Source organism: Micromonospora sp. NPDC053740 (assembly GCF_040677775.1).
In the GTDB taxonomy this organism is placed as follows: Bacteria; Actinomycetota; Actinomycetes; order Mycobacteriales; family Micromonosporaceae; genus Micromonospora; species Micromonospora alfalfae.
In genome coordinates this window covers 167,146-180,160 of record NZ_JBFASO010000006.1, presented here as the reverse complement: position 1 = coordinate 180,160, position 13,015 = coordinate 167,146, and the positions used below count along the sequence as shown (strand labels likewise).

10 protein-coding genes and 1 pseudogene are annotated in these 13,015 nt (G+C 73.0%); 7 read left to right on the top strand and 4 right to left on the bottom strand.

Annotated features, from left to right (window positions below; genetic code table 11):
- Window positions 1-50: 50 nt before the first annotated feature.
- Both AB0K35_RS17965 and glgB read left to right on the top strand, forming a co-directional pair.
- Window positions 51-2,099: pseudogene (locus AB0K35_RS17965) on the top strand (maltotransferase domain-containing protein); the annotation flags it as partial.
- A gap of 212 nt (window positions 2,100-2,311) precedes the next feature.
- On the top strand, window positions 2,312-4,414 hold the full coding sequence (gene glgB, locus AB0K35_RS17960) for a 1,4-alpha-glucan branching protein GlgB (protein WP_363886335.1): 2,103 nt from the start codon (window positions 2,312-2,314) through the stop codon (window positions 4,412-4,414).
- Window positions 4,415-4,427: 13 nt separating this feature from the next.
- Here the strand turns inward: glgB and AB0K35_RS17955 are convergent, their stop codons facing one another.
- Window positions 4,428-5,468, bottom strand: a complete 1,041-nt coding sequence (locus tag AB0K35_RS17955) for a phosphatase domain-containing protein (RefSeq protein ID WP_238669359.1) — start codon at window positions 5,466-5,468, stop codon at window positions 4,428-4,430.
- Between the two features lie 174 nt (window positions 5,469-5,642).
- Between AB0K35_RS17955 and AB0K35_RS17950 the strand changes: the two genes are divergently transcribed.
- From AB0K35_RS17950 to AB0K35_RS17935, 4 genes are all read left to right on the top strand, one after another.
- A complete protein-coding gene (locus AB0K35_RS17950; protein WP_363886332.1) occupies window positions 5,643-7,298 on the top strand; it encodes a hypothetical protein in 1,656 nt (551 codons plus the stop codon).
- A gap of 65 nt (window positions 7,299-7,363) precedes the next feature.
- Window positions 7,364-8,161: a peroxide stress protein YaaA gene (yaaA, locus tag AB0K35_RS17945; RefSeq protein ID WP_238669357.1), complete on the top strand. Its 798-nt coding sequence runs from the start codon at window positions 7,364-7,366 to the stop codon at window positions 8,159-8,161.
- A 106-nt stretch (window positions 8,162-8,267) separates the two neighbouring features.
- Window positions 8,268-9,020, top strand: coding sequence for a hypothetical protein (locus AB0K35_RS17940; protein WP_238669356.1), 753 nt, complete (start codon window positions 8,268-8,270; stop codon window positions 9,018-9,020).
- A gap of 64 nt (window positions 9,021-9,084) precedes the next feature.
- Window positions 9,085-10,041, top strand: a complete 957-nt coding sequence (locus tag AB0K35_RS17935; protein ID WP_238669355.1) for a TAXI family TRAP transporter solute-binding subunit — start codon at window positions 9,085-9,087, stop codon at window positions 10,039-10,041.
- Between the two features lie 10 nt (window positions 10,042-10,051).
- On the opposite strand, the gene AB0K35_RS17930 is transcribed toward AB0K35_RS17935, so the two are convergent.
- The 3 genes from AB0K35_RS17930 to AB0K35_RS17920 all read right to left on the bottom strand — a co-directional run bounded on the left by AB0K35_RS17930 (window position 10,052) and on the right by AB0K35_RS17920 (window position 12,547).
- Window positions 10,052-11,482, bottom strand: a complete 1,431-nt coding sequence (locus tag AB0K35_RS17930) for a HAMP domain-containing sensor histidine kinase (RefSeq protein WP_238669354.1) — start codon at window positions 11,480-11,482, stop codon at window positions 10,052-10,054.
- A gap of 9 nt (window positions 11,483-11,491) precedes the next feature.
- Complete coding sequence (locus tag AB0K35_RS17925) at window positions 11,492-12,148, bottom strand: response regulator transcription factor (RefSeq protein ID WP_091401433.1); 657 nt, start codon at window positions 12,146-12,148, stop codon at window positions 11,492-11,494.
- Window positions 12,149-12,235: 87 nt separating this feature from the next.
- Window positions 12,236-12,547, bottom strand: coding sequence for a hypothetical protein (locus tag AB0K35_RS17920; RefSeq protein ID WP_238669353.1), 312 nt, complete (start codon window positions 12,545-12,547; stop codon window positions 12,236-12,238).
- Between the two features lie 113 nt (window positions 12,548-12,660).
- Between AB0K35_RS17920 and AB0K35_RS17915 the strand changes: the two genes are divergently transcribed.
- The gene (locus tag AB0K35_RS17915) at window positions 12,661-12,999 is read left to right on the top strand and encodes a DUF952 domain-containing protein (protein ID WP_238669352.1); all 339 of its coding nucleotides are present in this window, start codon (window positions 12,661-12,663) and stop codon (window positions 12,997-12,999) included.
- Window positions 13,000-13,015: the final 16 nt, after the last annotated feature.

Sequence of the window (13,015 nt, the reverse complement as noted above, 5' to 3'; positions counted from 1 at the left end):
CCGGCAGGCTTGGCCGCGCGCGAACGGATCTCGCGCAGTAGGTTGGCGGGGTGACTGGACGGTTCCCGATCGAAGACGTCTCCCCCGTCGTCTCGTGCGGGCGATACCCGGCCAAGGCGGTGGTCGACGAGCCCGTTCCGGTGTCGGCACGCGCCTACCGGGAGGGGCACGACGCGCTGGGCTGCAACGTGGTGTGGGCTGGTCCGGACGGCGCGAGCCGGCCGTTCACCCGGATGCGCCCCGGCGAGCCCGGCCAGGACCGCTGGCACGCCACCATCGCACCGGACGCCGTCGGCTCGTGGACCTTCACCGTGGAGGCGTTCCAGGACCCGTACCTGACCTGGCAGAACGCGGTGACCAAGAAGATCGCCGCCGGGCAGGGGCCGGAGGACCTGGCAAACGACCTGGCCGATGGCGCGCGGGTGCTCGCCGCCGCCCGGGGTCTCGTCCCGACCGCCGACCGGCCCCGGGTCGCCGACGCGCTCACCGCTCTTGTCGACACCGACCTGCCGCTGGCGCAGCGGGTCGACCCGGCACTGGCCCTGGCCGACCTGCTCTGGGAGCACCCGGTACGGGAACTGGTCACCGCCGGTGACACGTACTCGATCTGGGTGGACCGCAAGCGGGCGCTCTACTCGGCCTGGTACGAGTTCTTCCCCCGCTCCGAGGGAGCGGTGGGCGGCCGGTCCGGCACCTTCGCGACCGCCACCGAGCGGCTGCCCGGGGTTGCCGCGATGGGCTTCGACGTGCTCTACCTGCCGCCGATCCACCCGATCGGCCGGGTCAACCGCAAGGGTCCGAACAACGCGCTCACCGCCGGGCCGACCGACGTAGGCTCGCCGTGGGCGATCGGGGCCGCCGAGGGCGGCCACGACACCATCCACCCCGATCTGGGTACGCTGGCGGACTTCCGGGCCTTCATCCAGGCGGCGGCGGCACAGGGCCTGGAAGTGGCGATGGACCTGGCGTTGCAGTGCGCGCCGGACCACCCGTGGGTCACCGAGCACCCGGAATGGTTCACCACCCGGGCCGACGGCAGCATCGCGTACGCGGAGAACCCGCCGAAGAAGTACCAGGACATCTACCCGGTCAACTTCGACAACGACCCGGAGGGCATCCGGGCCGAGGTGCTGCGGGTGGTGCTGCACTGGGTCGGCGAGGGCATCCGGATCTTCCGGGTGGACAACCCGCACACCAAGCCGTTCGACTTCTGGCACTGGCTGATCGCCGAGGTGAAGGCGGTCGATGAGGACGTGTTGTTCCTGGCCGAGGCGTTCACCCGGCCCGCCATCATGCACGGCCTCGGCAAGATCGGCTTCACCCAGTCGTACACCTATTTCACCTGGCGCACGACGGCCGCCGAGATGCGGGCGTACTGCGAGGAGCTGATCGAGGCGGCCGACTACATGCGGCCGAACTTCTGGCCGAACACCCCGGACATCCTGCACGAGGCGTTGCAGCACGGCGGCCCGCCGATGTTCAAGATCCGGGCGGTGCTGGCCGCGCTGCTCTCCCCCTCCTGGGGCCTGTACGCGGGCTACGAGCTGTTCGAGCACGTGGCCCGACCGGGCGCCGAGGAGTACCTGGACAACGAGAAGTACGAGCTGCGACCGCGGGACTGGGCCGGCGCCGAGGCGCAGGGCCGCTCGCTGGCGCCGTTCCTTGCCACCCTCAACCGGGTACGCCGGGACAACCCGGCCCTGCACCAGCTCCGCAACCTGCGCTTCCACGAGATCGACAACCCGGCGTTGCTCTGCTGGTCCAAGCACGACCCGGAGACCGGCAACACCGTCATCGTGATCTGCTCGTTCGACCCGCGCGTCGTGCAGTGGGGCAACACCACGCTCGACATGCCGGCGCTCGGCTTCGACTGGCACGAACGGTTCACCGTGCACGACGAGCTGACCGGCACCAGCTACGACTGGGGTCAGCGCAACGCGGTACGGCTCGACCCGTACCTGCAACCCGCGCACGTGTTGACAGTGCGTCGCCCGACCCCGCCGACCGCGCCGCAGCCGGCGGGCGCCGAGCCGGCCGACCTCACAGTCGCCGAGGTGCCGGACGACCTCTCCGGCGGCACCGCGCCGACGACACCGGCCACGACGACACCGGCCACCCCGGCCACGACGACTGCGGCCGCGACGACACCGGCCGCGACGACCACGACCACTGCGGCCACGACCACTGCGGCCACGACGACCGCTGCCGCGACGACCCCGGCCACCGTGGCGTCCCGGCTGTCCGCCGCCCGTTCGGCTGCCGCCCGCTCGTCCCGTTCCGCGCCGACCGCTCCCGCCCCGAAGGACGACCGATGGACCAGCTGATCTCCGGCGCGACGCACGACCCGCACGCGCTGCTCGGCGCGCACCCCGCCGACGACTCGACGACGATCCGCACGATGCGTCGGGGCGCCGGCGACGTCGCGCTGCTCGTCGGCGACGAGCGGTACCCGATGAAGCGGGTGCACGACGTGGGCGTCTTCGAGGCGCAGGTCGACGGCACTGTGCTCGACTACCGGGTGGAGGTCGACGGCACCACCCACGACGACCCGTACCGCTACCCGCCGACCCTCGGTGAACTGGACCTGCACCTGATCCGCGAGGGCCGGCACGAGCGGCTGTGGGAGGCGCTCGGCGCCCGGGTCTTCGACGAGGGCGTGGCGTTCAGCGTCTGGGCGCCCAACGCCAGTGGGGTGCGGGTGATCGGCGACTTCACCGGCTGGGGCCCCGACGACGGCTGGCCGATGCGGTCACTCGGCTCCAGCGGGGTGTGGGAGCTGTTCGTCCCCAACGCCCGGGTCGGGGCCCGCTACAAGTACCGGGTGCTGGGCGCCGACGGGCAGTGGCGGGACAAGGCCGACCCGCTCGCGGCGTACGCCGAGGTGCCGCCGGCCACCGCCTCGGTGGTGCACCACTCGACATACCGGTGGAACGACGGGGACTGGCTGGCCCGGCGGGCCGAACGGCAGCCGCACCAGGAGCCGATGAGCGTCTACGAGGTGCACCTCGGTTCGTGGCGGCCCGGCCTGGGCTACCGCGAACTGGCCGAACAACTCACCGCGTACGTCACCGAGCTGGGGTTCACGCACGTGGAGTTCCTGCCGGTGATGGAGCACCCGTTCGGCGGCTCCTGGGGCTACCAGGTCACCGGCTACTACGCGCCGACCTCCCGGTTCGGCGACCCTGACGAGTTCCGCCACCTCGTCGACCAACTGCACGCCGCCGGCATCGGCGTACTCCTGGACTGGGTGCCCGCGCACTTCCCCAAGGACGAGTGGGCCCTCGCGCGCTTCGACGGCACCCCGCTCTACGAGCACCCCGACCCGCGGCGCGGCGAGCACCCCGACTGGGGCACGTACGTCTTCGACTTCGGCCGCAACGAGGTCCGCAACTTCCTGGTCGCCAACGCGCTCTACTGGTGCGACCAGTTCCACATCGACGGGCTGCGGGTCGACGCTGTCGCCTCGATGCTCTACCTGGACTACTCCCGCAACCACGGTGAGTGGGCCCCGAACAAGTACGGCGGCCGGGAGAACCTGGAGGCCATCGCGTTCATGCAGGAGGTGAACGCGACCGTCTACAAGCACCACGCCGGCGTCGTCATGATCGCCGAGGAGTCCACCGCCTGGCCGGGTGTCACCCGCCCCACCGCCGACGGCGGGCTGGGCTTCGGCTTCAAGTGGAACATGGGCTGGATGCACGACACCCTGCTCTACACCTCGAAGGACCCGATCTACCGCCAGCACCACCACCACCAGCTCACCTTCTCCCTGGCGTACGCCTGGAGCGAGAACTACGTGCTGCCGATCAGCCACGACGAGGTGGTGCACGGCAAGGGCTCACTGGCCGGCAAGATGCCCGGCGACACCTGGCAGCGGCTGGCGAACGTGCGGGCCCTGCTGGCGTACATGTGGGCGCACCCCGGCAAGCAACTGCTCTTCATGGGCTCCGAACTGGCCGACGACAGGGAGTGGAGCGAGGAACGCGGCCTCGACTGGTACCTGTTGCACGACCCGGCCCGCGCCGGAGTGCAACGACTCGTCGGTGACCTCAACCGGGTCTACCGGGACACCCCGGCGCTCTGGGCACAGGACACCGAACCGGCCGGGTTCCGCTGGATCGCCGGCGACGACGTCGCCAACAACACAGTGTCGTTCGTCCGGATCGCCCCGGACGGCTCGACGCTGGTCTGCGTGGCGAACTTCTCCGCCCAGCCGCTGCACGACTACCGGATCGGCCTGCCGGCCGGCGGGACGTGGCAGGAGGTGCTCAACACCGACGCGCAGCACTACGGCGGGTCGGGAGTGGGCAACCTGGGCGAGGTACGCGCCGAGGACGTGCCGTGGCACGGGATGGTCGCCTCGGCGGCCCTCCAGGTCCCGCCACTGGGCGTGATCTGGCTGCGCCGAAGCTGACGCGGCCGGACCGTCAGACCAGGCCGGCGTCGCGCAGCAACTGCCACAGGCCGGCGCCGTCGGGGGCGGACAGCCACTTCTGCCCCACCGGCCCCGACGACGGGCGGCCGGCTGGGGCGGGCAGGGTGCCGGCCAGCACCGACTGGGTCGGGGAGAGCCTGCGGATCGCCACCCCGGCGACGTTCTCCGGGTGGGCGGCGGCGAACTCCCGGTAGATCTCCTGGTCGTGCTGGCCGTCGTCGCCGACGAGCAGCCAGCGCACGTCGGGGAACTCCTTCGCCAGCCGCGCGAGGGTGACCCGCTTGTGTTCCATGCCGCTGCGGAACCAGCGGTCGGCGGTCGGGCCCCAGTCGGTGAGCAGCAGCGGCCCGGCCGGGTAGAGGTGCCGGGACAGGAAGCGGGTCAGCGTGGGCGCCACGTTCCAGGCCCCGGTGGAGAGGTAGAAGACCGGTGCGCCGGGGTGCGCGGTGACCAGCCGCTCGTAGAGCACCGCCATGCCGGGCACCGCGTTGCGGGCGTGCTCGTCGAGCACGAACGTGTTCCATGCGGCGAGCAGCGGCCGGGGCAGCGCGGTCACCATCACCGTGTCGTCGATGTCGGAGATGATGCCGAACTTGACCTCCGGGTCGAGGATGCGCACCGGGGCGTCGACCGGCTCGGCGTCCGGGACACTGAGCCGGACCGTGCCCCAACCGGGCGGCAGGTCCGCCTCGACCAGCGTGTCGACGAAGCCGCTGCGGTCGGCCCGCGTCTCGTGCCGCACCCCGCCGGCCTCGATGGTCACCGTGACGTGCTTGTTCGGCAGCGTCGTGAAGCTGCGCCAGCCGCGGACCTTGTCCAGCCGACCCCGTTGGCGGGTGTCCGGACGGCCCAGCAGCACCCGACACATCACCCGCACCCAACCCGGCGCGCCGTAGCCGGTGTACGCGACGATGTTGACCCGCCAGCCGGTGCGCCGCAGCCGGCGCTCGACGAGCTGGTGCACGGCGTCCTCGATCCGCGCAGCCCGGTGCAGGTTCGGAACGGCCAGTTGGCCGGCGGGAGTGGGTGGCACGCGCCAACCCTGCCACACGTCGACAGCCACGGCCACGCGAGCCGACCCCGGCCGCGCCGCTGCGGCCCGCCCGCCGTGGAGTCGGTCCGGCCCCACCCCGGCTGCGCCGATCCACCTCGGCGACCCGGCCGAACGTGAAACACTCCGGTCGGGACGACGACGGGGGCGCTGGTCGTGTCGCATCCAGAGCAGCACAGTGGGCGACGGCGCCCGCGACTCGATCGGCCGGCGCTCGTCGCGCTGCTGTTCGGGCTCGCCGGTGTCGTCTACCGGCTGGTCCTGACGCTGTTCACGGTGCCGGTGTCGAACAGCGACGAGGCGACCTTCGGCCTCGCGGCCCTGCACATCGGGCAGGGTCGGGAACACCCGGTCTTTCTCTACGGCCAGCACTACATGGGGATGCTGGAGTCGTACCTGGCCGCTCCCCTGGTGGCGCTGGCCGGGCCGAGCTGGCCGGTGCTGCGCCTGCCGATGCTCGCGCTGTACGCGATCTTCCTCTACCTGATCCACCGGCTGACCCGCCGGCTCGGCACCCCTTGGTTCGCCGCCTTCGTGGTGGGTCTGCTCGCGCTCGGGCCGGAGCGGGTGGTGCGCGACCAGCTCACCGTCGTCGGCGGGAGGCCGGAGGTGAAGCCGGCGGTGCTGCTGATGCTGCTGATCACCGTGGGACTGGCGGCCGGCACCGTGCACCGCCGTCGGCTCGCGATCGGCCTGTTCGGGCTGCTCGTCGGACTTGCCGTCTGGTCGGACTGGCTGATCCTGCCGTACCTCGCGGTGGCCGGGTTGGCACTGGTCTGGGCGGTACGGCGAGAGCTGCTCGGATGGTCCGGTCTGCTGCTGGTGGCGGGGGTGGTCGTCGGCGTGGCCCCGATGATCGTCGACAACCTGCGGGCCGGGCCCGGTGAGGACTCGCTGTCGGTGTTCCGGGAGGTCAGCACCAAGGCCGGGCCGCAACCGCAGTGGTCCGACCGGATCCGGGGCGGCCTGCTGGAGGGGGTGCCGCTGGCGCACGGGCTCTGCCCGGTGGACGGCTGCGGACGCTGGCAACAGTGGTTCGGCGTGCTCTACCCGGTGCTGCTGCTGGCCGGCGCCGCACTCGCTGTGCTCGCGTACCGTCGCGCCGCCCGGGCACCGCGCGGGGAGCGGGCCGGACGCGGGGCCGGAGGGCTGCGTGGGGACCGGGTCGGGCCGGTCGTGCAGCTCGCGCTGATCGCCGGCGCGGCGTTGACACTGCTGTCGTACGTGCGCAGTCCGCTCGCCGCGACCAGCCCGCTGGACAACGCCCGCTACCTGTCGGTGCTGCAACTGTCGTTGCCGGCGGTGCTCTGGCCGCTCTGGGTGGCGGCGCTGACCGCCTGGCGGGGCACCAGCAGCGTGCTGGGGCGGTTCACCGGCGCGCTGTCCGCCGCCGTACTGGCCGCGCTGACAGTGATCACCCTGGTGACCACCGTGCTGTTCGCGGCCACCGGCACCGCGGCGTCGCGGACCGAGGAGCGCCAGGCCCGGGAGTTGGCCGCCGCGCTGCGCGCCGACGGACCCCACGAGGTGTACGGGGACTACTGGACCTGCAACCGGTTGATCTTCAACACGGATGAGTCGGTGGTCTGCGGGGTGCTCGACGGTGACCTGTCGCCGGGGCAGAACCGCTACCGGCCGTACTGGCGGCAGGTGGGGCGGGCCGAGCGGCCGGGCTACGTGGTGGAGATCGACTCGCCGATGGACCGGCGGTTGCGCAGGCTGCTCGCCGACCGGGCCGACGCCGCGCCGGTACGGGAGGTCGGCGGCTATCGCGTGTACCACCCCGACACCCCGGTGCGGCCCTGGCGGTAGGGGCTGGTCGTACGCTGGCCGGGCCGGCGCGTGGGGCGCCGCCGCTTCGCCAGTCGAGGAGACCCATGCTCATCCTGTTGCCGCCCTCGGAGGGGAAAGCCGACGCCGGCACCGGACGGCGCTGGGCCCCGGACCGGCTCTCACTGCCCGAGCTGAACCCGGCCCGCCAACGGGTTCTGGACGCCCTGGTGGCGCTGTGCGCCGGGCCGGACGAGGAGGCCGCGCGAGCGGCGCTCGGCCTCAGCGAGGGCCAGCGGGGCGAGCTGCGGCGCAACGCCCGCCTGCGGGAGGCGGCCACCGCGCCGGCCGAGCGGCTCTACACCGGGGTGCTCTACGAGGCGTTGGACCTGGCCTCGTTGCCGCCCACTGCGCAACGGGCGGCCCGCCGGTCGATCCTGATCAGCTCCGGGCTGTGGGGCGCGGTCCGACTGGCCGACCGGATTCCGCCGTACCGCTGCCCGATCGGCGCCCGCCTGCCCGACGTCGGGGCGCTGTCGACGTACTGGCGCAGGGAGCTGACGCCGGCGGTGGACGCCGCCGCCGGGCGCGGCCCGGTGCTGGACCTTCGCTCCGGCGCGTACGCGGCCACCTGGACGCCGCGCGGTGAAGCGGCCGAGCGCACTGTCACAGTGCGGGTTCTGCACGAGCGGGAGGTCGACGGCGTGCCGGTCCGCTCCGTGGTCAGCCACTTCAACAAGGCGACAAAGGGGCGTCTGGTCCGGGACCTGCTCGTCGCCGGCGCTCGTCCGCGCACCGCTGCGGAGCTGGTGGGCACCCTGCGGGAGTTGAAGCACACAGTGCTGGAGCAAGCCACCGCCGCGGGCCGGGTGCGCCAGGTGGATCTGGTGGTCACCGATCTTTAGCGGCACCCCAGCCGCAAGATTTGCTCAAGGCTGGGCCGGAGGAGTTCCGAAACGGCGTGCCAGGGGCCACGGTAGGGCAACCCAGACTCCGACAAGGGAGCCTCCGTTGACCCACGAACCCGCCCTGCTCGACCGGCCCCACACCCCGACCACCCCATCCCCGCTGGGCTGGCTGACGCTGGGCGACGCGTTCGAGGCCGCCTGCCTGCTGCGGTGCACACCGCCACCGACCGCCGCCCGGCCCAGCGCGGTACGCGCCGAGCACACCGCCGGGGTGGAGTTCAACCGGGAGGACGCCGCGCAGCGGATGCGGCAACTGCTCAACCGGCTGGACATCCCGGTCACCCACGAGGTGGCCGTCGGCGGCCTGCGTCGCCGCTACGAGCTGCACCGGCTGTGGGTGCCCCGGGAGCACCAGGGCGCGTACACCCGGATGTTGGACGCGGGCTGGTGGCAGGGGCGACGCGAGCTGCTCGGCGGGCCGCTGCCCGGCGCCTCACCGGCCCGCCGACGGTTGGTGACCCGCCTGGCGGAGGCAGCCTGGCGCTCGGCGTTGCTGGCCGCCGGACGGCACGTCCGGCGGCACATCCTCGGTGTGCGGCTCACCGACCGGGAGCTGGCCGCTGTGCTGATCCGGGGCGCGGCAGTGCTCGACGTGCCGGCCCGGCTCCGCCCCGGCACCGGTTGCTTCCTGGTCAGCGTGGCCGACGGCCCGGACCGGCAACGGATCCTGCGCAGCGCGGCGTTGGAGCCGGCACGCGCCCCGATGGCGGAACCCGGGACGGCGACGGCGCGCGGGGTGACCCCGGCGTCAGCGCGGGGCGCGGGCCTGGCACCGGCAGCTCGCGCGGCGTGTTGATCGGGTTCCGACCGTCCGGCGCATCGCCGACCCGGGCTTGCGCGCACCCGCCCGACGGCGCACAGTGCACCGCGTGAGTCGTACCTCGTCCCGCCGCGCCGGCCTGGCCGCCCTGTCGACGGTGCTGCTGATCGCGAACCTGGCCGTCGCCAGCTGCCGGGACACCCCGATCGACCCGACGTCGATCCGGATCGCCACCGGTAGCCCCACCGCTGTCTACTACGCGTTCGGGCAGTCCCTGGCGGCCATCCTCAACCGGGAACTCCCCGACGTGCGGGCCAGCGTGGTGATCACCGCCGCCTCGGCGGAGAACGTTCAACTCGTCGGCTCCGGCGGGGCCGAGCTGGGCTTCACCCAGGCCGACGTACTGCCCGCCAGCACGGCGGGAAGTCCCACTGTCGACGCCGTCGCCCGGGTGTACGACGACCAACTGCACCTGGTCACCACGAGCGGCGGCCCGGTTCGCACTGTCGCCGACCTGCGCGGCCGGCGAGTCTCCGTCGGCGCGGCCGGCTCGGGCACCGAGATCACCGCGACCCGGCTGCTGGAGGTGGCCCGCCTCGGTGGCGACGACGTGCGCCGGGAACGGCTCGGACTGGACGACTCGGTGGCGGCGCTGCGCTCCGGACGGATCGACGCGTTCTTCTTCTCCGGCGGGTTGCCGGTGCGGGGCATCGAGGAGTTGGCGGACGCCAGCGCCATCCGGATCGTGGACCTCAGCGAGTGGACCGAGCCGCTGCGTTCACGCTACGGCCAGGTCTACGTCTCCCGGGACATCCCCCGCTCGGTGTACGGGGTGGACGCGGTAACCACAGTGGCCGACCCGAACTACCTGATCGTCCGGGCCGACCTGCCGGAGCCGTTGGTCCGTGACGTGACCCGGCTGCTGATGGAACGCCGGGCCGAGCTGGCCGCCGCCCATCCGGCGGCGGGACGGATGAGCCCCCGCTCGGCGATCGTCACCGCGCCGCTGACGCTGCACCCCGGCGCCGCGTCCTGGTACCGCGCCACCAAACCGTGACGGCCGACCCTCACCGCGCCGGGGAGGGTCGCAGGTCAGCGGCCGGTTCCTCCTCCGCCGGCTCCACCGGAAGGGTCGGCGTCGGGAACCACAGGGCGGCGATCAGCCCCCGCGACTCCCCCGGGCGCATGGTGAGCCGCCCGTCCGAGGCGTCCACCAGCACGGCGGCGATGGTCAGACCGAGCCCCGCGCCTTCCACGTTCTGCGCGTCCGGGGCCCGCCAGAACCGCTCGGTCGCCTGACCGAGCTGACTCTCGGTCATGCCGGGGCCGGAGTCGCGGACCTCCAGCGCCACCCCGCCGTCGCGGCGCGCCACGGTCACCGTCACCGCCCCGCCCGCCCCGCTGAACTTCACAGCGTTGTCGATGAGGGCGTCCAACGCCTGGTCGACGGCGGTCGGCACTGTCTGCGCGTACGCCGGGGCGTCGGTCGTGGCCAGCCGCAACGCGACCGACCGGTGCCGGGCCAGCGGCGCCCACGCGGCCACCCGGGAGGCGGCCACCGCGGCGGCGTCCACTGTGACGCGCTCGTTCTCCTCCCGTTCGGCCCGGGCGAGGGTCAGCAGCGCGTCGAGCACCAGCGCGAGCCGGTCGGTCTCCTCCAGGGCCAACTGGTGCTCGGACCGGCCGTCCGGGTCGGTGAGGCTGGGCCCCAACTCCTCCACCCGCAGCCGCAGCGCGGTGAGCGGGTTGCGCAGTTGGTGGCTGGCGTGCGCGACGAAGGCACGCTGGCGGTCCATCACATCGGAGACCACGTCGGCCATGTGGTTGAAGCTGGCCGCGAGGCGCCGCAGCTCCGGCGGTCCCAACCGGTGCTGCACCCGGGCGCCCCGGTCGCCCTCGGCGATCTCGTGGGTGACCGCGTCCAGTTCGGTGACCGGGCGCAGCACCCAACCGGCCAGCCCGAACGCGGTGAGCACGCAGGCCAGCACGGCGAGCAGGCCGGCCAGGGCGAGCAGCAGCCACCACGCGACGACGGCTCGGCGGATCGGGCCGGCCGGGGTCACGATCACCACCGCTCCGAGCACCTCACCCCCGTCGTTGATCGGTACCGCCACCACCACCGGGTCGGTCGTCCAGGGCCAGACCGACTCGGGGGCGCTGGTCTGCTGCCCGGACAGCGCGACGTCCAGCACTGTCGTGGTCCCCGGGCTGGCCTGCCACCTCGGCGACGAGACCGGGATGTTCCGGTCCCGGTCGACGATCGCGGCGGTGATCGCGTACAGGTCGTCGTAGCTGGTCAGCTCCGACTCGATCGGGCCGGGCCCGCCGTCCCGCAACGCCGGGCCGGCCAGCGAGGCGAACCGGGTCGCGTCGGCGAGCCGGTCGGCGCGGACCCGTTCGGTCTCCCGGCTGGCCATGGTGGCGGCCAGTGGGGTCTCCAACGCGATGAGGACGAGGACCATCAGCAGCAGATAGCTGATCACCAGGCGACGGCGCACGTCAGCTCCTCACGCGTCGCGCAGCCGGTAACCGACGCCGCGTACGGTCTCGACCAGGCGGGCGTCGCCGAGCTTGCCGCGCAGCGACCCCACGTGCACCTCGACGGTGTGCCGGTCGGCCCAGGTGGTGCCCCAGGCGTCGAGCAGGATCCGATCGCGGGGCACCGCCACCCCGGGCTGGCGGGCCAGCGAGAGCAGCACGTCGAACTCCTTGCGGGTCAACGTGACGGCACGGCCGTCGACTGTCACCGTCCGCGCGGCCACGTCGATGCGGACCGGCCCGGCCTCGATGAGGTGCCGCTCGGGCGCGGCGTTCGCGGCGCGGCGCAACACCGCCTCGATCCGGGCCTGCAACTCCACCATCGAGAACGGCTTGACCACGTAGTCGTCCGCGCCCAGGCGCAGACCCAGCACCCGGTCACGTTCCTCACCCCTGGCAGTCACCGCGATGATGCCGAGCTGACTGCTGCGCCGACGCAGCTCCCGGCACAGGTCCGTGCCGTCCCCGTCGGGCAGGGTCAGGTCGAGCAGCACCAGGTCACAGGGGGCGGCGGAGAGCGCGGCGGCGACGGTGGCGGCGTGCTCGACCTCGTACCCCCGGCGGGTGAGGGCGGAGGACAGCGCAGCGGCCACCCGGCGGTCGTCCTCCACCAGCAGGATCCGCACCCGTGCCCCCGTCCGTCGCAGCGCTGTTCTGCGAATGGTGGCAGAAGTGCGCGCGGACCGGGAGGCCGCCCACCCGCGCCGGGTGGGCTACAGGCCGAAGGTGTCGTCGGCGATGGCGTCCCGGACGCCGTCGGTGAACCCGCGGAAGCCCGGGTCCTCGTGGCTGGCCGGCACGCTGGTGACGTTGACCCCGCTGGCCTGGGTGACCGCGTCGACCAGGGCCGGATAGTCGATCTCGGCATCCTGGAAGGCGTCATCGTCCGCCTCGGCCAGGTTGATCACGTGCTGCACGTCGTCGGACGACGTGTCCGGGTCATCGGCCCACTCGCCGCCGGCCCGGTAGCACTCGTCGTACAGCGCGCGCTGGCTGTCGGTCCAGTCATCGTCGTAGCTCTGCATCGCCCATCCCTCCGCGGCCCTTGACCTGAGCATGCCCGGCGGGAGGCGACGGGCGCGGCGGTACCGGCGAAAACCGGGCGGGCGCGCCGACCACGGCACCGTAAGCTGCCGTGGTGATCTACAAACTGCTGTCGAGCGCCGAATGGGACGACGCCCTCGCCGCCGGTTCCTTCACCGGTTCCGCTGTCGACCGGCAGGACGGGTTCATCCATCTCTCCGGGGCCGACCAGGTGGTCGAGACGGCGCGACGGCACTTCACCGGGGCGACCGGGTTGACTCTGCTCAGCGTCGAGGAGGAGCGACTGGGTGACGCGCTGCGGTGGGAGCCGTCGCGCGGCGGTCAGCTCTTCCCGCACGTGTACGGCCCGCTGCCGGTCGCGGCGGTGGTGGCGGCGCGGGCGTTGCCGGCGGGCCTTCCGGCCGCCGACGCGGTGGCCGCCCTGCTGGGCTGATCCGTGGCGGCCCTAC